The sequence below is a fragment of the Spirosoma daeguense genome (assembly GCF_054776875.1).
The window spans coordinates 150,639-170,109 of record NZ_BAAHBF010000003.1; the positions used below are offsets into that span (position 1 = coordinate 150,639).

Consider the following 19,471-nt stretch of genomic DNA (forward strand, 5'->3'; position numbering starts at 1 on the left):
TTAGTCAATCTAACGGATTATGTCCCAGAGCTTCTGCAATGGCTTCTTGGGCCTGTTTAACCACTTCATCGGGTGTTTTGCCTTTGGGTTCAATGCCCGGCAAGGCCGTCCAGGACATGCGCGAAAAAGACGTTAGCGGAAAAATACCTTTAGGATTGAAACGACCGGTTCCCTGAATCGCAACAGGCACAACAAGCGCACTTGGAGCCCGTTTCAATAATGTACTGACACCGCCTGTTACGAAAGGCTTCATTCGACCTTCCGGATCGCGTGAGCGGGTGCCTTCTGGAAAAATAACCGCCGACCGATTGGTTTCCTGAATTAGTTTACCCAGTCGGGCAATTTCAACGATAGCCTGTTTGGGGTCTTTACGGTCAATAAGAGCAGCACCACTCTTCCGTAGATTGTACGATACACCGGGAATTCCCTTCGCCAACTCAATTTTTGAGACAAAAATTGGGCCGTGCTGACGGAAGAACCAGATAATGGGCGAAATATCGAACATGCTCTGGTGGTTGGCAATAAAAATGATCGGTCGGTCGGTAGGGAGGCCAGGCTGTTCCTTATATCGAATTGTGCTACCAGTCAAATACCAGCCATAGGCAATAGAGGCATTCATCCAGTCGACAGTTTTTTTGTGCGCCTGTTTCCCCAAAATATGGAACGAGATCACCTGTAAGGCATGGAAAATAACTAATACTAATCCGAAGTAAAGCAGATAGATACAACTCAATAAATAATCCAGGATTTTTTTCATAGCAGGTCTCAAGAGCCATTCTGGGCCAAAATTAGCAACCAACTGATTCTTGTCATGCAGAAAAATGTCGATGAACATAAATCATCGCGGATTTTAACGGAACTTTGTGCCTTAATTGGATTAATTATTCATTTTCTTCGTTGTTAAACTATGAGCTTATCAGGTACACGTATTGAGGTTATGCAGTTCGTCGGTGAAAAAGTCGATAACTCTATTGATGAATTTCTAAAACCGATAGAAACGTACTGGCAACCGTCTGACCTGTTGCCTGATACGACCAAAGAATCGTTTCTTGACGAAGTAAAACTGCTCCGTGAAAGTACCCGTGAGTTATCCTACGATTATATAGCCGTATTAGTCGGTGATACAATTACCGAAGAAGCCCTACCTACTTATGAATCTTGGTTGATGGACATGGAAGGTGTCGATCAGGAAAATCCGCATAGCTGGACACGCTGGATACGTAGCTGGACTGCCGAAGAAAACCGTCATGGCGATTTGTTGAATAAATTTCTGTATTTATCAGGTCGGGTAAATATGCGCGCTATGGAAGTATCGACTCAATACCTGATAGCCGATGGATTTGATATTGGTACGGGCCGTGATCCTTATCGGAACTTTGTTTATACATCATTTCAGGAACTGGCCACCAATTTGTCGCACCGCCGAACCGCTACGTTGGCAAAACAGGCAGGCTGCACGCAGTTGTCGAAAATTTGTGGAGTAATTGCTTCCGACGAAATGCGACATGCCAAGGCCTATAAATCGTTTGTGAGCCAGATTTTTGAAGTAGATGCCTCAGAAATGATGCTGGCTTTTGACGATATGATGCGCAAAAAAATCGTGATGCCTGCCCACTTCCTGCGCGAAACCGGCGTGAAACTGGGCGAAACATTCAGCCACTTCTCCGACGCTGCCCAACGGCTGGGTGTTTATACAACCCAGGATTATATCGACATTGCCGAATCGTTGCTGGACGAATGGAACATTGCGTCAGTTACAGATCTGAACGATAAAGCGCAACGTGCCCGTGATTATCTGATGGCACTGCCTGCCCGGTTACGTCGTGTTGCCGAACGGACTAAAATTCCGACGCTTGAGTATCCTTTTAGCTGGATAGCTGCTTAACCCTATGAATCGATTCGCTATTGGCATTGGCTGGCGTATCGTTGGGGTAATTGTGCTCACCAGCGCCATTACGTATGGTTATTTACAGGATTCGAACGGATTGGTACTCTTTCCGCTGTTCGTTCTCCAGATTGTTCTGACCGTAAACCTGTACCAATACGTAACGAGTCTGAACAGGAAGCTGACGCGCTTTCTGGAATCAGTACGTTATTCCGATTTTGCCGTAGCGTTTCGGGCCGATAGTAATCTGGGGCCGTCGTTTTATGAACTCAACGATCAGTTTAACGAAGTACTCGATGCCTTTCGGCAGGCGCGGGCCGAAAAAGAAGCCAACCTACACTACGTCAATACAATTGTTCAGCATGTAAATGTGGGGTTGCTTACTTTCGATGCTGCTGGTCAGGTAGAACTGGTGAATCAGACAGCCCTTCGATTGCTGGGAATTTATCGCCTACGTACCCTTGCCGATCTGAAAAGCACACATGCCGAACTCGCTACGTTACTTCAGGCTGCAACAGCATCGCCAACACCCGTATCGTATCAGACCGGTGCCGATGGCGAACTATCGATACGTTGCACAGCCGTTCGATTACGGGGGCGTCTGGTTACGGTGGTGTCGATGCAGAATATACGTTCTGAATTGCAACAGCGTGAGCTTGATGCATGGCAGAACCTGACTAAAGTGCTACGTCATGAAATCATGAATTCGATTACGCCGATTGTGTCATTAGCGGGTACAATGCGCGATATTGTCGAAACGGATTTGGTGCCGTTTACGTCGGGCGATATGCAACAGCCAGCACCGTCTTACGTGGGCGAATCGGTAAATGACTTGCGCGATGCACTGACAACCATTGAGCAGCGAGGTTCGGGAGTTATGCAGTTTGTGGATGCATATCGAAATTTTACGACAATTCCGCAACCTATCTTTACCGACGTATCGGTAGAGCCTTTGCTACGTAACGTAGTGCAACTGGCCGAAACGAACGTTCGGAAACCTGTTATTACGTTCAGCGTTTCGTCGCCAAATTTAGCGATTCGTGCCGATGCCGCCCAGATTGAAATGGTGCTGATAAATCTGATTAAAAATGCTGCTGAAAGCCTAGAGAAATCGCAGACGCCCGTTATTGACATTCTGGCCGAAGCCGTTGGGCCACGCGTTTTGATACACGTAAAAGATAACGGTCCGGGTATTGAGCCGGAAGCGCTGGAACAGATTTTTATTCCATTCTACACTACAAAAAAAACAGGCTCAGGCATTGGCCTCAGCCTGTCGCGTCAGATGATGCAACTCCACAACGGCCAGCTCACTGCAGAATCGACACCCGGTCAGGGAAGTACGTTCAGTCTGGCATTTTAAAGCCTTGCTATCTGGCGAAAAAAAAGCCTTGCTATCTGGCGAAAAAGCTGAAGTTTCTTAGGTAGATTATTAATGAATATTCCGGTACGCGTCAAAACTCTACGTGAATTCACAAGTAACGTAGCAGACAACTTTATGTAAAATCTTCCTGAAAAGGCGTGAATAGAAGGCGGCTATTATCAGACTACATTGCCGTAGATACCTGTGTAAATATGCTCAATCCTTTAGCCAATTGTTTCTGAACTTCACCAATCCCGTTATTTTCTTTACGAATAGGTATTTTTACACAACCAATAGCTCTTATAACCAAAACATGTTACCTCTCGGCATCTCGTGGGCATTAAGTCAACGAAGTGGTTTTATACTACGTTAGGGAGTCGTAACTTGATTTTTTAATACATCGGTGGTATGAATCCTGCGGGCAGTTATTTACTGAAACTCCTCTGTTTGATGGCAGCCATATGTATGAAAATAAGTGTGAGCATTGCGCAAAAGCCGCTTATTCTTCCCCTACAGCCGCATAAGCTTCTTTATGCCGATACCGTTCATCGGGCTGCTGTGGCTACCAACGATTCATTATTATTGGCTGAAGCGTACTATTTGTACGGAAAAACGTATGAAGCTGCGGGTGATTTGTTAACATCACAACGCTGGTTTCTTAAGTCGCAGGCAATTCTTGAGCCACGGGGCGATTCATATAACCTAAGTCGTCTGTATGGCAGGCTAAGTGATAATGAAGCTCGACAGGGGCATTATTCCGAGACAATACGGTATGCTCGCCTGGCGCTTGGTGTAGCGCAACGTATAAGATCAGAAAAAGCACTTGACTTAAGTTACGCGAAAGTGATTGGCTTCTACGAGAGAGATTGGTCGAACAAAGGTAAACAGCCCCAACGTCCGAAGCCGAATCTTGATAGTGTTCGCCATTATATCCACCTCAGGGAATCAATTATGCAACCAGTTACCGACTCGCTGGCAATACTTAACCGGACTTATCATGTAGGTAAGCAATTATGGGACGATAAAAAAGACCCTGTGAGCCTGACTCATTTAAAGCAAGCATTGGCAATGTCCGTTCGTCTGAAAGAACCCGTTTTGGAGATTGCCATAACCAATGAAATTGGGCGAATCTATCTGGAGATGAGCAAGATGACAGAGGCTAGACAATGGCTCGATAAGTCGGAGCAATTTCTGAAGCAAAGTCCATTTCGACATTCGTATAATGAGCAATATGGGCTGGCGGTTATAAATCGAGAGTATTATCTCAAATTTGGTGATTGGCGTCAGGCGTACGAATATAGTGAGAAAGCCTATGCGCTGGAACGTACTAATTACATCTCAGATCGCGACGGGGCCGTAACGAGGCTCGAAATGGAGTATGAAACTGAGAAAAAAGAAGCGTTGCTGAAAAGCCAGCAAAAAGAACTGGCATTGCACTCGGAGAGTATATCGAATCAACAGCGGTTTATCTGGACTATGCTGGCATTGCTGATGCTTACTATAGGAATGAGCTTTGTTTTCTTTCGACTTTACCGTCGGAACCAACGGATTAGCACCCAGAATGCTCAACTTGTGATGGAGCAAAATCATCGGGTTAAGAATAATTTACAGGTTGTATCCAGTTTGCTCAACCTACAGGTAAATCGCCTTGCCGACGATTCGGCCCGAAAAGCAGTTGAAGAAAGCCAGTTACGGGTGCAGGCAATGGCTACGTTACATCGTCGGCTTTATGATGGCGATGAGTTGGTTAAGGTGCAGCTACCTGAATTTATGGCTGAATTGGTGCAGGATGCACTGGCTGGATTTGGTTACGGATACCTCCAACCCGACTATGTTATTGCACCAGTTTCATTACTCGCCGATCAGGCCTTGCCGTTAGGATTGATACTTAACGAACTAACCACCAACGCCTGCAAGTATGCTTTTCCAAATCAGGATGAGCCCGCTTTCCGGGTATCTTGCCAGCAGCAACAAAATAGTATTATTTTTCAGGTTTCCGATAATGGGCCGGGATACGCACATAGTACCGAACTGATGGCGAAAAGACCGAAAACATTTGGCATGCGACTCATTCAGATGCAGGTTGAGCAACTTCGGGGCACGTATAAATTTGTATCGGAGCAGGGTGCCGTATTTACGTTAGTTTTTACCATTTAGCTTATGCAACCACTTAATATCCTGATTGTAGAAGATGACGCTATCGTAGCTGCCGATATTCAGGAAACGCTTGAAAAATTCGGGCATAACGTAACAGATAACGCACGAACGTTTCAGGAAGCAATCACATCGGCACGGCGGTTGCCCCCCGATCTGGCTATTATCGATATACGGCTGAAAGATTCGTCGGCCGATGGAATTCAGACGGCTCGCGAATTGCAGAATCAACGCTGGATTCCAATCATTTATTTAACCGGACACTCAGAGCCAACCACAGTTGAACGGGCGAAAGAAACATCGCCAGCGGCATATTTGCTGAAACCATTTCGGCAGCAGGAATTGGGTATTCAGGTTGAGCTGGCCTATTATAACTTTCGTATGAATGAAGAACAGCCCAGTGACCCGACGGTTACCGACAGTGTATTTCTGCCTTATAATAAAGGGTACGAAAAAATAGCCAAAAACGACGTAGTATACCTGCGGGCGTCAGGAGCCTATACCCACATTTGTCTGGTTGGTGAAGAAAAACCCCGCCTGTTTACGCTGAATCTGGGTTATCTGGCTCAGTATTTCCCCAATCCCAATTTTTACCGTATTTCCCGGTCATTACTCATTAATCTAAATCATATTGTTCGGCTGGAAAGCACCCAGCTATTACTTTCTAATCAGGTCGTTATACCCATTCCAGAAGGAAGTAGAGCCGATTTATTAAAGAAACTGTCGGTTATTCGAACACGGTAAAACGGCATTATTTCGATCTCGCCCAGATGATAAAATCTGTTACGGGAGCTTCCTGAACCATAGGACGAATAAGCTGAACAACCTGCCCACGGTGATAGGCTGCATGATGGCTTGTATGCGTCAGAATATCAAGCAATCGGTTTTCAAATGGCTCCCCTCTGGAGGTTCTATAGGCAACCGGATTTCCCAACGTATCATCAGCAAGACCTGCTACGTAGCTCACGAGCTGCCGATGTTGTCGTTCGGCTGTTTCGCCCATCCAGCTAACCGGAATATCTTCCCAGATAGCCACAAACGTCGGTTCATTCAGAATACGGCCAAGCCAGACATGCTGCGCCGATAAAATATGGCCCATTATGGCAACAGCACGGGCTGGTGGATTCTGAATAGTTTCGAGTGCGTCGATAACACGCCGATTGGCCCAAAGCTCATAATCGAGCAACTGAATCAACTGATTTTTCATTGGATTCCGCGTTTGGTGGCTCTGTAGAGTGCTTCCACTACGTTAGTACGTGTGTTTAACGTACTGATTTTGTTGTTGTTGCGGGTCGGATATACGCGATTCGACAGGAATACGTACGTTAAATTATAAGCAGGGTCTGGCTCAACCCACACGAACGTACCGGTAAATCCGGAGTGCCCATAACTTGCTTTTGTAGCCGAACGTGGACCATTTCCTGAATACGTAAACGAAGGTTTATCAAAGCCCAATCCACGTCGATTGCCCAGTTCGGGGAATTGGTAACGCGTAAATTCAGCTATGGTTTTCTGCGAAATAAATCGCTCTCCGCCATAACTGCCCTGCTGCCGATACATTTCATAAACTTTCATCAGGTCGTTGGCTGTACCGAATAAACCAGCATGTCCCGACAAACCATCGAGCATGGCAGCACCTTCGTCATGAACACGCCCCCAGATTAGTGTTCTCCGGAATAACGAATCGTATTCTGTTGGAACAATCCGACTTAGCGAATAAAACCGGCGGGGGTTAAAGGTCAGTGTAGACGCGCCCAATGGACGGAAAAACGTTGTTTTAACATAGTCTTCAAAAGCGGTGTCCGTAATACGCTTCACAATTTGCGGATAAAGAATGAACGACAGATCGGAGTAAACGTACTCTTTCTTCGCATTGAGTGGAGAGTCTTTTATCTGTTCGAAAATAGTTTGCGGATACCGCCGAAACTCATATAAACTATCCGTTACTTCAATTGGATACCGGCCAGACTTTTCGTCCTTAAACGTTCTTGGTTTCCAGCTGCCGTCTGGTTCTTTGGTATCCATCCAGAACGGAATCCAGGCTTTCAGACGAGCCTGATGGGTTAATACGTCGCGCCAGACCAGATCAGCTTTGTTTGATTTTTTGAAATCCGGCAAGTAATCCGCCATTTTTCCGTTCAGGTTGAACTTACCTTCATCAACTAAACGCATCAGCGCGGGAGTCGACGTACTGACTTTCGTTACTGACGCCATGTCGTACAAATCATCTAGCTGCGTTGGTTTAGGCTCGGCACCGAGCGAAGCGTCGTAGGTATGATTCCCGTAAGCTTTTCTGAAAATAACTTTACCATCTCTTGCCATCTGCACTACGCAACCCGGAAACGCTCGCTCTGTCAGACCGACGTTAACCAATGAATCGACTTGCTGAGCTAGATAGCGGCTGTCGATACCCACTTCTTCAGGAATGGTATATTTCAGGCGTCCAATGGAACGAACAGGCAAGCCATCGCCCACCCGGAACCGTTGATTTACAGTAACAGGCAGTTTTCCTGAAGCACCAATGGCACCAAAAATTAATTGTGCGGCTAGTTCTTCGGTGTAATTAGTTAATTGATAAGGCATTACGATAGCCCTTGCCTGTTCAATATTATGCTTCGGCTGAGCCGTATCCATCGGAAACGAAAGTTTATCCAATACGTATGCATTTCCGAATACAGTTACCACCGCTTTTCCGGTGGCTACCAATTCACTGACCATTACGGCTGTCTTAGTCTGCATACCATAGTTGGCGGCAGGACGGATGTTATTCAGGTGAACATCGACCAGAATCAGGTTATAATTTTTGAGCGAATCACGTATTGCTGCCAGCGTAGAATCGGGCGTACGGGAGGTTAGGTTGAAATGCTCGACCTGCGTATAATTGGAGGCCATCTGCTGAAAGGCCGTGATTTTATCGCTTTCTACAGCCACCGAAGCAATACGTAGCGTATCGAGCTGCTGCAAAGGCAGAATATTTTTATCGTTTTTCAGAACGGTCAGGCTGGCTTCGGTGAGTTTTCGATTCAGAAGATCGTCTTTTACCGGATTAAGGTCGTTAACCAGATTTTCGATAGCAACCGGTTTGTATTGATCGAGGCCAACCCACGCTTTGGCACGTAGCACTTTCAGGCAGCGAGCGTCCAGTGATTCCTGCGTGATACGTCCCTGAGCTACAGCCTGTTTAATCTGAGCAAGTGCAGCCGGTACATCTTCCGTAAATTCGAGCACATCCATCCCCGCTTCGATGCCCAGCCGGTCGGCTTGCCCCGACGGAAAATACTTCGTTAAGCCCTTCATATTCATGGCGTCAGAAAAAACCAGCCCCTGAAACCCAAGCTCGTTTTTGAGCAGATTCGTCACAATGTTTGGCGATAACGTAGATGGGCGATTCCGGGTAGTATCGAGCGCCGGAATGCTCAAATGGGCCACCATAACCCCCGCAGCACCTGCGTTGATCAGTTGCCGGAACGGATATAGTTCCAGCGAATCGAGTTGCGCTCTGCTTTTCGCAATCAAGGGCAAATCGTAATGCGAATCGGTACCCGTATCGCCATGGCCGGGGAAATGTTTAATGCTGGTAAGCAGTTGATTATCCTGCATACCGCGCATGTAGGCAAGTGCTTTGCGTGCTACGTCGTATTTATTTTCTCCAAATGAGCGGAAGTTAATAACCGGATTATTAGGGTTGTTATTGATGTCGACCGTTGGAGCAAAATTGACATGCACGCCCAACCGACGTGCCTGCCGGGCCAGATTGGCTCCCATTTGATAAAGCAACGTGTCATTGCCCTGAATGGCACCTAATGTCATCTGATACGGATAACGTACCGTACTGTCGAGCCGCATCGCCAATCCCCATTCAGCGTCCATTGCCATCAGTAGTGGCACACGCGAAGCTGCCTGTAGGCGGTTTGTGAGTAAAGCCTGACGTACTGGCCCACCCTGAAACATAACTACACCACCCAGCTTATGCGTTTGCACCAGCCGGATCAATGAATCCTCGTAAGCCGGTTTACGATTCGAGTAACCGGCTACCATAATTAACTGAGCAATTCTATCGTCGGGACTCATATTGGTAAATACCGAATCGGCCCAGCACGCCTGTCGTTTATTAAGCTGGAGAAAAGCAGGCGATTTTGTTTGAGCGAATGTTGTGAGTGATAACAACAGGCAGCAGAAACCAAAGAGAGCAGACCGGCAATAGGGCATAATGACGATGAATTGTGTAAGGAATCGCAAAAATACAAAACTATTCTACAGGGTATGAAAAAGCCACTCCAGCGTTAGATAAGCTGGAGTGGCTTTTACTCTTTTTTAATGTTGGTAATACCGAACGTAGCGTTTTTATCCTACCGACGATAGCGGCTGGGGTGCTCACGACCAACGCCGAAGCTATAGCCAAGTGCCAACGTGAAGGTTGAATTTTGTAACGCGCTACGAGTTCCCCAAATGTTTGGCAGATTGCTCTGTACGTTGCTCAAACCGAGGGTATAACGAGCATCGATTAAGAAGTGCTGCCGGTTGCCGGTACCCCAGTTGAGCTGAAAACCACCCGATGCGCCTAAGTCTAAATCGTTGAAATCGCTGCTATTGTCCACATTTATAGCAGGGCCAGATCCTGACAGATATTCGCCGTTGGTACGTTTGGCATTGAGTTTAATACCGAGCGATGGGCCAATAAATACGTTAGGGCGGAAATTGCCTTCCAATGTCAGGAAATAACGGGCCAGAATCGGAATCTCCAGATAATTTACTCGTTGTTTAAATTTAATCCGTCCATCGTTGTATTCGGTGCCTCGTTGTGAATACAGAATATCGCCCGACATACCAAAATGGTTGAGCGAGCTATACATTAGAAATACACCTGCCGATACGCCCGGCGTAAATTTCATGTTATCTGCATTTCCCCAATAATTAGACAAATTTAAGCCAACGCGTGGTCCGGCACTAAAGCGTTGTTGGGCCGAACTGATTGAAATACAGGCTAAAACAAGTAGTGAAGATAAGAAAATTGAACGTAGTGAATTTGCGCGAAACATGGAGTATTCAATGTGATGGTATGCCCCGTTAACGTTAGAGCTTCGCGAATTGTTTTACGTAATCTGCAATCCAGCCGCATTTTTTATACTCGAATAATCAGGCTATGTTCATACGAAGTGGTCTTTTCACCATCGAATGGCACAGTAATCTGGGTAGTCTGGGGAACCTGAACCGGTTTTGGTTTGGGGATTCGCTTTGTTGCAAAAAAGATAAAATAAATAGCCATTACCAGCATAAACAAAATGGCTGCGGTGGTTGTGGCAATCCAGAGAGGCCATAGCCTTTTCTTATTGGCTGATTCATGAATGCGCTGATGCAGAGCCGTTCGCAAATCCGTCAGTTGGTTGGGCAACGTATCGGCGGCCGTTTGCTGCATTGCTTCCAGACCTGCCAATGCATCGGCATACAATGGATTTTCGAGCAGTAGCCGTTCAACCCGATAGCGTGCCGGCCCGTTCAGTTGACCTGCCCGGTATGCGCGTAAATCGTCGAAAGTCAGTTTGTCGTTCATAGCCGCTATTTACTCATACAAATTTTCAAATTTCGACGCCCATTTTGCAAATAACTTTTTACCTGCTTTAAATCATAGCCCGTCAAATCAGCTACTTCGGTGTATGTTTTTCGGTCCAGATAAAACAGCCGCAGGCAGGTTTGTTGTTCCGTAGGCAATGTTTGTAAGCACACTTCCATACGGCTTAAATCTTCTTCACGCTCGGCTAACGTATCGTCGTCGCTGATTAAATTCAGAAGTGGATCGTCGATATCGCTACCAGAGTCGGTGATAAGTGTTACGTTCGGATGTGCCTGATATTTACGTAGTTGCATCAGGCAATAATTCCGTGCTACGCTATGTAGCCAAGGTCCAAATTGCTGTATATCATGTCGACGCAGGTCGGTTATTAATTGCTCAAACAAGTTCATGACTGCGTCTTTTGCATCATCCTCGTTGCGCAGATAATTATAGCAAACCGCGTAAATCATTTCCATGTGTTGTTCGTAAAGTTCGCCCAGAATCGTCAGATCACCCGTAGCGCGGTAACGTGCTACGTAATCGGCCGTATTGCGGAGAGTGCGGTCGGGAGATGGCTTAGCTTTTCGGAAAAACTTTAGGAACATAACACGTTTCAATGAGGAATGTACAATGAAAAATGAATAATTAGTGGCGTGCCTTTTAAGATTTAGCGTTCCTTAGTTTACATTTTATATAATTCGTCTGCTATTCATTCAGTAGATGCATTGTCTGGAAAAATTCCATAAAACAACGTGAATAAGGGTCTACGTATGAACACTATCTATACGTAAGGATATGTTTGTAGTTTCATGAGCATAAATTAGTAACCGAACCCCAGTTCCATTCGTTACTACGTAGTACTAACGCACTCAACATTATGAAACGATACATGCTTTTAATAGGCTTATTAATCGGCGGTTTAGCAACTGCCAGTTTTGGACAGATTAATACGTTGCCGCAGTCGGCTTCTACCACAGAATCCTTGCAGGAGAGACCTATTCCGCCAACCATGAACAAGAGCGATGAGCAAAGACGGTTACAGCAGAAAGTAGCACAGGATACGACCAGACCAAAAAAAAGGGACCCCAAACGGCTTCGTCCTGATTCACTACGTAGGGGAGGGGCTACACGAATCGATACGATACGTTAAGTTGTGCTACGTTATTTTGCCTTTTCACGCTTACGAGCTTCGCGTTTCTCTTTTCGTTCGGCTTTCTTTTTTGCACGTTCCTTTTTTCGTTCGGCTTTCCGTTCGAGTCGTTTAGATTTTAAATCGGCCCGTACATCTTTAAGCGCGTCGGCAAGGGTAACATTATTGTCGAATTCGCCCTTAAACGCTTCGATATAGGCATTACGTAGCACGCCAAAAATGGTAGGCCATACCAGTGTTTCAATATTGTCGACTGTGCCGCTGAGCGGAATGCGAGTGGCTACCTGATCGTGTCGCTGGTTTTTGAGAATGGCCGTACCCGCCTGAGCTGCCAGTTCGGTAAAAAACTTGCCGGGTGTACGATTTTCATGCTCGTTGAGTTTGAAAATCAGCATGTCTTTGGTCAGCGGTTTTACATACCCATTAAGCTTGCTGTTGAGCATGGCCATTTCGCTGTAAACACTCACTTTGCCTCGTTCAAAATCGAGATTACCATATTCTCGAGCAAGTGGATTTAGTTTAACTAGTTGAAGATCAGTAAATTGTAAGTTGTAGTCGAAGTCCGGTGTCAATTTCAGCAGGTTCATATTTGCCGAAAACTTCATTGTTCCTCCATACCCGGGTACATCGCCCGATGCCACAACTGGCGACGGAAGCTGATTGGATTTGGCTTCTACATTACGAATGTTACGTATCTCACCCTGAAAACGTTTTAGTGATAAATCGGCGCGGGGTTGTGTAATCAGGCTGGTTAGATTGACCGTACCATCAATCACCGCAAAACGGTTGATGCTAATTGGTAGCAGTTTCTTAAGATATTCAGTCCAGTCTACTTCGGCGCCTGTTTGCCGGGTAGCTTCATTCTGACTAAAGGCAAAGTTGATTTCGGGTTTATAGCACTCCACTTCACTCACCAGACGGCCTTTGAACAGCGATTTCCACTCAACAGACAAATCGGTTTTCGGTATAGACAGAAACGGCTCTTTAATTTTGCCGTTTACTTTGCGAATACGCAGACTATCAAGTTGATACGCGCCACGGATAAGCTGAATCTCGATGTCTTCAACATGGCCCGTATACGCTCCCATATCGGCCAATGTTTTGTTTACGTAACGTAGTACGAAATACGGCAACAGCAATCGGGCAATGACGAGTAAAACAATAAGAGCAAGCAGAATTTTGGCTGTACGTTTCAAAACGTTAAGTGATTGGTGTAACGTTCTGATAAACCCGTATTTAACAAAATGGTTAGGCTTATTATAACGCAGACATCCTGTTCGCATGTTCCGTGGTCTCAGATTCTCAATTCTGAGCTGGTAGAACATGCAGACAGGATGCCCGCGTTACAATAGCTCTAATTTCGGTTTGGCATAAATTTCTGCCCGTCGAGCGTAGTGTATTTGAAATCCGTCGAACCCGTAAATTTGGTATTTTCGAACTTGGTGCCACGCGGAAACTTGGTGTATTTAAAGTCCGCATTTCCGGTAAAACTAGCCTGCCGAAAATCGACGCCTTCGTCAAATTTGGTGTATTTGAAATCGGCCGAACGTGTGAATGTTGCTTTTTGAAATGAAGAGGATTCGTCAAACTTGGTGTATTTGAAGTCGGCATATCCCCGAAATGTCGAATTGCTGAAATCGGCTGCGTTGTTGAATTTGGTGTATTTGAAAAGCGCTTCGTCCTGAAACGTATTTCCGGTGAAAATGGCCCGTTGACTGAAGTTAGAATACTTGAAGGTAGCATCATCTTCAAACTTGCAATTCTCGACCGTAACCGCTTCCGGGAAATCAGCGTTATAGACAATATTGCTATTTTTTAAAACTTTCCGAACGCCATCTTCTTCGGTACGATACGCCAGAAATTTACCCTGAAACGTACAATTGCGGAACGTAATAGGTGCTTCAACTACACTTAAGTAGTGTTGAGAATCGCCCCAATTACCGTCCCGGACTTCTTTTCGGTTGGCAAGGCTGGTCAGGTCGAGATCGCCCGTAATAGTAGCGTCCTGATACGTGACCGCTTCTTTTCGGTTAAGCTTTTCGATAATTTCTTTTGCCGAAACCGTTGTTTGGGCAAGCGTAGGTGTCAGGGCAGTAGCAATAAAGAGTAGCGTTGTCAGCAGTTTCATGAGCGAATATTTTTTGTTATTTTCTCCAAAGATGCAGGTCTACGTTTGGTGGTTGCATGCCCTGCCGAAATTGCCATCCAAGGGGTACGTAAAAAAATAGTATGCTTGCATAATAATTCGGGGAAATCTGGTAGATTTACGTGTCTAACCAAGACGAAGGGCACGACTATGAAGAAGGAAAAGACAGTTGATTTTCATATAAAATGGGCCTGGCATTCTATTTCGCGGATGTATAATGCCTACGCAGCCCGATTCGATATAACGATGGCCATTGGCTATGTGTTGTTGAATATTGATCTTGACGAAGGTACGCCAGCTACTAAAATTGGTCCGTTGTTGGGCATGGAGCCGCGTTCGCTGGTACGTATGCTGAAGAATCTGGAAGAACGTGGATTGATACGTCGGGAAGTGGATGGCAACGACAAACGTTTTGTACGTATCTACCTGACCGAAGCCGGAAAAACCAAGCGTGAAATGGCCCGCGACGGTGTGCTTCAGTTTAACCACGCTATTCGTGAACGTATTCCGCTCGATAAACTGGTTGTTTTTCTGGATGTTATCAAGGAAATCAATCGGATGGTTGAAGAAGAAAACGCCAAAATCAAATCGACAGAAACCGAAGAACTATCATTAGACTAACGTAGTGAATTAACTAAATTAAGGAACGACAACGTAGCAGATCACGTAGCGTTCCGGGTAAATCAAAACCATGGAGGCAACCCTAGAAAAACCCAAGACTCAGACAAAAAAACGTACCATTCGGCGAGTCGCCGTGTTAGGTTCTGGTATCATGGGGTCGCGTATTGCGGCTCATTTTGCTAACATTGGCACCGACGTGCTGTTGCTCGACATTGTTCCGAAAGAGCTCAACCCTGCCGAACAGGCAAAAGGTCTGACAACCGATAGCCCTCTTGTGCGCAATCGGATTGTAAACGATGCGTTTCAGACCATGCTGAAAGCCAGTCCGGCATCGCTTTACAGTGCCAAATTTGCCGAACGTATCAAATTGGGCAACTTCGACGATAACCTGAAAGAAATTGCTACGTATGATTGGGTAATTGAGGTTGTTGTGGAACGGTTGGATGTTAAACGTTCTGTTTATGAGCGTGTTGAACAATACCGTAAACCCGGTACGCTCATTACGTCGAATACGTCGGGTATTCCTATGCATTTGCTGGTTGAGGGACGTAGCGACGATTTTCGCCGGAATTTCTGCGGCACTCACTTCTTCAATCCGCCCCGTTACCTGCGTTTACTCGAAGTCATTCCCGGCCCCGACACCGATCCGGATGTAATTGATTTCCTGATGAATTACGGTGATTTATACTTGGGAAAAACCACCGTATTGTGTAAAGACACACCTGGTTTTATTGCCAATCGGTTAGGTATTCAATCGCTGATCCAAACGATTCGGGTTACCGAGGAACTGGGTCTTACGGTAGAAGAAGTCGATAAATTGACGGGTCCAGTGGTTGGCCGCCCCAAATCCGGTACGTTCCGTTTGTCGGACGTAGTGGGATTGGATACGACGGTCAATGTAGCGAACAACCTCGTGAAAATGGAGCATGACGAATCACGGTCATCGTTTGAGTTACCGTCGTCGATGCAGAAACTGATGGAAAATAAATGGCTGGGCGACAAAACTGGTCAGGGATATTATAAGAAAACGAAAGACGAAAAGGGTCAGACGCTGATTCTGGCGCTCGATCTGAAAACGTTTGAATACAAGCCGTCGGCCAAGGCTAAGTTTGCTACGTTGGAAAGCACCAAAGCCATTGATAGTCTGAAGAAACGCTTTCCGGTATTATTGGCTGGTAAAGATAAAGCGGGCGAGTTTTACCGCCGGACGTTTGCCGATGGATTTGCCTACGCTACGCATCGCATTCCCGAAATTTCGGATGAATTATACCGTATCGATGCAGCTATTACAGCCGGCTTCGGCTGGCAAATGGGCTTGTTCGAAACCTGGGATGCCATTGGTGTTCGGAAAGGGGTTGAACTGATTGAAACGCTCGGACAGAAACCTGCTCAATGGGTATACGATATGCTCGATGCTGGCTTCGATTCGTTCTACAAAGTTGAAGGTAACAAGCGAATGTATTACGACATTCCGACGAAAAACTACAAAGCTATTCCCGGAACGGAAGCGTTTACAATTCTAGAAAACCTGAGTAACAATATTGTCTGGAAAAACAACGACGCGTCTATTTATGACTTGGGCGATGGCATTTTGAACGTAGAGTTTCATAGCAAAATGAACACATTCGGTCAGGGCGTATCCGAAGCGTTGTTGAAAGGGGTATCGCTGGCAGAGAAAGATTTCCGTGGTCTGGTTGTCGGTAACGATTCAACGGAAGCGTTTTCAGCAGGGGCTAATCTGGCGATGCTATTCATGTTTGCCGTTGAACAGGAATTTGATGAGGTAAATCTGATGATTGCCCAGTTCCAGAAACTGATTACACGGCTACGTTATTCGTCGATTCCGGTGGTAGTTGCTCCGCATACGCTTACATTAGGTGGCGGTTGCGAAGCTGTGCTTCATGCCGATAAAGTAGTGGCTCATGCCGAAAGCTATATTGGTCTGGTTGAAGTGGGTGTTGGTCTAATTCCGGCGGGTGGTGGTACGAAAGAAATGGCCGCTCGCACATCTGACCTATACCAAACTGGCGACCCGGAGCTGAACATTCTGCAAAGTGCGTTTATGAATATTGCTACCGCTAAGGTATCGACTTCAGCGCAGGAAGCTCGTGAAATGAATTACCTCCGTTCGACTGATCAGATTGTGCTGAACCGGAGCCGGTTACTGGCCGAAGCGAAGCAGGCTGTTATTGAATTGGCAGAAAACGGTTATACGCAACCTAAGCCACGTAATGACATTAAAGTGCAGGGCAAAACAGGTATTGCGCTGTTCAAAGCAGGTATTACGGCCATGCGAATGGGTAAATATATTTCGGAGCACGACGCAAAAATTGCCGATAAATTGGCCTATGTTATTTGCGGAGGTGATTTAAGTAGTCCACAAAACGTATCGGAACAATACCTGCTCGATCTTGAACGGGAAGCGTTTCTTTCGCTGACCGGCGAAAAGAAAACGCTGGAACGTATTCAAAGTCTGCTTACTGGTGGAAAGGCGTTACGGAATTAATAGAGTTCATAACACAAAAAGAATGGCGTCAGCTTTTAAAAGTTGACGCCATTCTTTTTGTGTTCGCTGTATTTATTGAGGTATATTTTCAACCAATACGTTATTGCCAGCTTTATCGTAATACGTGCAGGTCATTTTATCCATAGAAACAGCCCATTTTTCGATACCCGACGTAGCACAATCATTACAAAATGTTGGATAATCTGTTTTGCCTTGCTGATGCACTTTTAAATGAGATTTAAATTGCTCAACAGCAGAATGATCTGCTATACGTAGCGTATCATATTTCGGTGGTGTTGAGATTTTATAATTGCCCGTTCCGTAATAATCCGTATGGCCATCAAAAACGTATGTTTCGTAAGATGCGATGCCGAGTTTAATAAGGTCTTGTATATAATTGGGAAAATCGGCGCCTGATTTTACGTTACTGTGAGCCTGTTGAATTTGCTCAATGGTAAATGTTGAATTTTGCATTGTAAATAATTGAAGTACAGTACAAAGGTCTTAAAAATATAGCTTATATGATTGTAAAAAATCGTTTTTCTACAGCGTATGTTTCAAGCTTTCTGGTGTATCGCCTGTATATTTTTTAAAGTCATTGATGAAATGAGCCTGATCGAAAAAATTGTTCTCGTAACTTATTTCTGTCAGCGTTTTTGTCGTTCCCAGACTATTCAACACCGCGTTAAAACGCACAATAGAGGCAAATTTCTTAGGGCTAGTCCCTACTAGAGCGCGGAAACGTTTTTCAAATGGACTTTGGCTGATAGCAAGTATTTTGTTGAGTTCTTTTATCTGAATAGAACCTTTTTTTTGGTAAATAATTTTTACTGCTTCACTAATTAATTTGTCGTTTTTCTTGCTTTTTAATTGCGATAATAAAAAATTTCGACTATAGAAATTTGCTGATTTTTTGATCGTGAAAGCCTTAGTTTATCTTCTATATCACTTATAATTTGCGTGTTAAAAATTTCGCTTAATGAAATACTTTGATTGAATAATTCGTTGGCTGGATGAGACGTAAAGTGTGTAAAACCTATTTCAGTGAAGTATACTAAAATAGTACCAGTTCTTGGAGAATTTTTGAATAATTTATAGCTATCAGAAATTCCTGTAATTCCAGCCGTTGATAGATTTATTTCAATCCCGTTTTCTATAATTGAAAGTTGTCCACGATACTGAAATCCGATAACCAGTGCCGAAGACGGGAAGACTTTGTATTCGGTTTCTACATCATTTTCAGATATAACAAAATAGTGGACGTAAGGTCTTAATTTTTCGGTCGGTATGATTTTGTTAAATCGCATCACACAATGTTTTCATTGGAGATTATAAACAGCGAGTTCTGAAAATCGATTCAACGAAATGACGTAGCACCAAAAAGAGAAGGCTATTTTACTGCAATTCCTCTGCTTGTTTTTCCCGACGTGCGTTGAGATAGCCTTTCACAACGGTGAACGTAGTGATGGCCAGAAAGAAAATAATAATCCAGTGAACGTAGTTGATAATCCACGGAAATTTCTCGCCGAAATAGAAACCACCACCCACAAGTGATATCACCCAGACAGCTCCGCCAATCAAATTATAGAGCATAAAATATGGGAATGGCATATGAATTAACCCGGCCAGCAGCGGAGCAAAGGTGCGGACAACGGGCAGAAAACGGGCAACAATCAATGCGCTATTACCATAACGCATAAATGCATCGCGGGTATTGTCGATGTATTTTTGTTTGAAAAACAGCGAATCGGGGCGATTTTTGATTCGTCCGCCAAAATAATAGCCTGTTACGTAGCCAGTGAGAGAACCCAGCACAGCCGCGCCAAAGATACAGATGAGTAATAGCCAGAGTGGGACCGCCAGTAATTTGGTTCCAGCAAACACACCCGATAAAAATAAGAGATAATCGCCCGGCAGAAAGAAGCCGAAAAACAGGCCATTCTCAACGAAAATAATCAGGGTAATCAACACCAGCCCGCCCGTTCGAATAATCTCTTCGGAATTCAGCAGATACCGGAAAAACTCAAAAATCTGATCCATGGTTAAAGAGTGAAAGAGCGAAAGGGCGAAAGAGTGAACAAAACTGATAACAATTTTC

General features: G+C 45.1%; 19 protein-coding genes. 7 read left to right on the top strand and 12 right to left on the bottom strand.

Annotated features, from left to right (window positions below; translation table 11 throughout):
- Positions 1-4 precede the first annotated feature (4 nt).
- On the bottom strand, positions 5-757 hold the full coding sequence (locus tag ACYVD4_RS09815) for a lysophospholipid acyltransferase family protein (protein ID WP_460944962.1): 753 nt from the start codon (positions 755-757) through the stop codon (positions 5-7).
- 150 nt (positions 758-907) lie between these two features.
- Here ACYVD4_RS09815 and ACYVD4_RS09820 point away from each other — a divergent pair, with 150 nt between their 5' ends.
- The 4 genes from ACYVD4_RS09820 to ACYVD4_RS09835 all read left to right on the top strand — a co-directional run bounded on the left by ACYVD4_RS09820 (position 908) and on the right by ACYVD4_RS09835 (position 6,143).
- Entirely contained in the window at positions 908-1,885 is a 978-nt protein-coding gene (locus tag ACYVD4_RS09820) for an acyl-ACP desaturase (RefSeq protein ID WP_460944965.1), read from the top strand.
- A 4-nt stretch (positions 1,886-1,889) separates the two neighbouring features.
- A complete protein-coding gene (locus ACYVD4_RS09825) occupies positions 1,890-3,245 on the top strand; it encodes a sensor histidine kinase (protein ID WP_460944967.1) in 1,356 nt (451 codons plus the stop codon).
- Positions 3,246-3,695: 450 nt separating this feature from the next.
- The gene (locus ACYVD4_RS09830) at positions 3,696-5,402 is read left to right on the top strand and encodes a sensor histidine kinase (RefSeq protein ID WP_460944969.1); all 1,707 of its coding nucleotides are present in this window, start codon (positions 3,696-3,698) and stop codon (positions 5,400-5,402) included.
- Between the two features lie 3 nt (positions 5,403-5,405).
- Complete coding sequence (locus ACYVD4_RS09835) at positions 5,406-6,143, top strand: response regulator (protein ID WP_460944971.1); 738 nt, start codon at positions 5,406-5,408, stop codon at positions 6,141-6,143.
- Positions 6,144-6,150: 7 nt separating this feature from the next.
- Here the strand turns inward: ACYVD4_RS09835 and ACYVD4_RS09840 are convergent, their stop codons facing one another.
- From ACYVD4_RS09840 to ACYVD4_RS09860, 5 genes are all read right to left on the bottom strand, one after another.
- On the bottom strand, positions 6,151-6,606 hold the full coding sequence (locus ACYVD4_RS09840; RefSeq protein ID WP_460944973.1) for a DinB family protein: 456 nt from the start codon (positions 6,604-6,606) through the stop codon (positions 6,151-6,153).
- On the bottom strand, positions 6,603-9,608 hold the full coding sequence (locus ACYVD4_RS09845; protein ID WP_460944975.1) for a glycoside hydrolase family 3 N-terminal domain-containing protein: 3,006 nt from the start codon (positions 9,606-9,608) through the stop codon (positions 6,603-6,605). Before ACYVD4_RS09845 ends, ACYVD4_RS09840 begins: the two co-directional genes overlap by 4 nt.
- Before the next feature lie 140 nt (positions 9,609-9,748).
- The gene (locus ACYVD4_RS09850) at positions 9,749-10,438 is read right to left on the bottom strand and encodes a porin family protein (protein ID WP_460944977.1); all 690 of its coding nucleotides are present in this window, start codon (positions 10,436-10,438) and stop codon (positions 9,749-9,751) included.
- 83 nt (positions 10,439-10,521) lie between these two features.
- On the bottom strand, positions 10,522-10,950 hold the full coding sequence (locus tag ACYVD4_RS09855) for a hypothetical protein (protein ID WP_460944979.1): 429 nt from the start codon (positions 10,948-10,950) through the stop codon (positions 10,522-10,524).
- Positions 10,951-10,955: 5 nt separating this feature from the next.
- The gene (locus ACYVD4_RS09860; protein WP_460944981.1) at positions 10,956-11,555 is read right to left on the bottom strand and encodes an RNA polymerase sigma factor; all 600 of its coding nucleotides are present in this window, start codon (positions 11,553-11,555) and stop codon (positions 10,956-10,958) included.
- Positions 11,556-11,827: 272 nt separating this feature from the next.
- On the opposite strand from ACYVD4_RS09860, the gene ACYVD4_RS09865 reads away from it, so the two are divergent.
- Positions 11,828-12,100 carry a hypothetical protein gene (locus ACYVD4_RS09865; RefSeq protein WP_460944983.1) on the top strand — a complete coding sequence of 91 codons (273 nt, stop codon included), beginning with the start codon at positions 11,828-11,830 and terminating at the stop codon, positions 12,098-12,100.
- A gap of 11 nt (positions 12,101-12,111) precedes the next feature.
- On the opposite strand, the gene ACYVD4_RS09870 is transcribed toward ACYVD4_RS09865, so the two are convergent.
- Both ACYVD4_RS09870 and ACYVD4_RS09875 read right to left on the bottom strand, forming a co-directional pair.
- Positions 12,112-13,296 (bottom strand): DUF748 domain-containing protein, encoded by a 1,185-nt coding sequence (locus tag ACYVD4_RS09870; RefSeq protein ID WP_460944985.1) that lies wholly within the window; start codon positions 13,294-13,296, stop codon positions 12,112-12,114.
- A 158-nt stretch (positions 13,297-13,454) separates the two neighbouring features.
- On the bottom strand, positions 13,455-14,228 hold the full coding sequence (locus ACYVD4_RS09875) for a pentapeptide repeat-containing protein (protein WP_460944987.1): 774 nt from the start codon (positions 14,226-14,228) through the stop codon (positions 13,455-13,457).
- Between the two features lie 168 nt (positions 14,229-14,396).
- Here ACYVD4_RS09875 and ACYVD4_RS09880 point away from each other — a divergent pair, with 168 nt between their 5' ends.
- Positions 14,397-14,867 (top strand): MarR family winged helix-turn-helix transcriptional regulator, encoded by a 471-nt coding sequence (locus ACYVD4_RS09880; RefSeq protein WP_460944989.1) that lies wholly within the window; start codon positions 14,397-14,399, stop codon positions 14,865-14,867.
- A 70-nt stretch (positions 14,868-14,937) separates the two neighbouring features.
- Complete coding sequence (locus ACYVD4_RS09885) at positions 14,938-17,373, top strand: 3-hydroxyacyl-CoA dehydrogenase/enoyl-CoA hydratase family protein (RefSeq protein ID WP_460944991.1); 2,436 nt, start codon at positions 14,938-14,940, stop codon at positions 17,371-17,373.
- Positions 17,374-17,445: 72 nt separating this feature from the next.
- Here the strand turns inward: ACYVD4_RS09885 and ACYVD4_RS09890 are convergent, their stop codons facing one another.
- The 4 genes from ACYVD4_RS09890 to ACYVD4_RS09905 all read right to left on the bottom strand — a co-directional run bounded on the left by ACYVD4_RS09890 (position 17,446) and on the right by ACYVD4_RS09905 (position 19,413).
- Positions 17,446-17,847 carry a DUF1398 domain-containing protein gene (locus ACYVD4_RS09890; RefSeq protein ID WP_460944993.1) on the bottom strand — a complete coding sequence of 134 codons (402 nt, stop codon included), beginning with the start codon at positions 17,845-17,847 and terminating at the stop codon, positions 17,446-17,448.
- 69 nt (positions 17,848-17,916) lie between these two features.
- On the bottom strand, positions 17,917-18,291 hold the full coding sequence (locus ACYVD4_RS09895) for a helix-turn-helix domain-containing protein (RefSeq protein ID WP_460946201.1): 375 nt from the start codon (positions 18,289-18,291) through the stop codon (positions 17,917-17,919).
- Positions 18,240-18,680: a DUF6597 domain-containing transcriptional factor gene (locus tag ACYVD4_RS09900; RefSeq protein WP_460944995.1), complete on the bottom strand. Its 441-nt coding sequence runs from the start codon at positions 18,678-18,680 to the stop codon at positions 18,240-18,242. The genes ACYVD4_RS09895 and ACYVD4_RS09900 overlap by 52 nt, the downstream gene beginning before the upstream one ends.
- A gap of 88 nt (positions 18,681-18,768) precedes the next feature.
- Positions 18,769-19,413, bottom strand: coding sequence for a DedA family protein (locus tag ACYVD4_RS09905; protein ID WP_460944997.1), 645 nt, complete (start codon positions 19,411-19,413; stop codon positions 18,769-18,771).
- Positions 19,414-19,471: the final 58 nt, after the last annotated feature.

Excerpts from the sequence above, each read along its gene's own strand:
- ACYVD4_RS09815 (WP_460944962.1), bottom strand. The coding sequence starts at position 757 with ATGAAAAAAATCCTGGATTATTTATTGAGTTGTATCTATCTGCTTTAC.
- ACYVD4_RS09820 (WP_460944965.1), top strand. The coding sequence starts at position 908 with ATGAGCTTATCAGGTACACGTATTGAGGTTATGCAGTTCGTCGGTGAA.
- ACYVD4_RS09825 (WP_460944967.1), top strand. The coding sequence starts at position 1,890 with ATGAATCGATTCGCTATTGGCATTGGCTGGCGTATCGTTGGGGTAATT.
- ACYVD4_RS09830 (WP_460944969.1), top strand. The coding sequence starts at position 3,696 with ATGGCAGCCATATGTATGAAAATAAGTGTGAGCATTGCGCAAAAGCCG.
- ACYVD4_RS09835 (WP_460944971.1), top strand. The coding sequence starts at position 5,406 with ATGCAACCACTTAATATCCTGATTGTAGAAGATGACGCTATCGTAGCT.
- ACYVD4_RS09840 (WP_460944973.1), bottom strand. The coding sequence starts at position 6,606 with ATGAAAAATCAGTTGATTCAGTTGCTCGATTATGAGCTTTGGGCCAAT.
- ACYVD4_RS09845 (WP_460944975.1), bottom strand. The coding sequence starts at position 9,608 with ATGCCCTATTGCCGGTCTGCTCTCTTTGGTTTCTGCTGCCTGTTGTTA.
- ACYVD4_RS09850 (WP_460944977.1), bottom strand. The coding sequence starts at position 10,438 with ATGTTTCGCGCAAATTCACTACGTTCAATTTTCTTATCTTCACTACTT.
- ACYVD4_RS09855 (WP_460944979.1), bottom strand. The coding sequence starts at position 10,950 with ATGAACGACAAACTGACTTTCGACGATTTACGCGCATACCGGGCAGGT.
- ACYVD4_RS09860 (WP_460944981.1), bottom strand. The coding sequence starts at position 11,555 with ATGTTCCTAAAGTTTTTCCGAAAAGCTAAGCCATCTCCCGACCGCACT.
- ACYVD4_RS09865 (WP_460944983.1), top strand. The coding sequence starts at position 11,828 with ATGAAACGATACATGCTTTTAATAGGCTTATTAATCGGCGGTTTAGCA.
- ACYVD4_RS09875 (WP_460944987.1), bottom strand. The coding sequence starts at position 14,228 with ATGAAACTGCTGACAACGCTACTCTTTATTGCTACTGCCCTGACACCT.
- ACYVD4_RS09880 (WP_460944989.1), top strand. The coding sequence starts at position 14,397 with ATGAAGAAGGAAAAGACAGTTGATTTTCATATAAAATGGGCCTGGCAT.
- ACYVD4_RS09885 (WP_460944991.1), top strand. The coding sequence starts at position 14,938 with ATGGAGGCAACCCTAGAAAAACCCAAGACTCAGACAAAAAAACGTACC.
- ACYVD4_RS09890 (WP_460944993.1), bottom strand. The coding sequence starts at position 17,847 with ATGCAAAATTCAACATTTACCATTGAGCAAATTCAACAGGCTCACAGT.
- ACYVD4_RS09900 (WP_460944995.1), bottom strand. The coding sequence starts at position 18,680 with ATGCGATTTAACAAAATCATACCGACCGAAAAATTAAGACCTTACGTC.
- ACYVD4_RS09905 (WP_460944997.1), bottom strand. The coding sequence starts at position 19,413 with ATGGATCAGATTTTTGAGTTTTTCCGGTATCTGCTGAATTCCGAAGAG.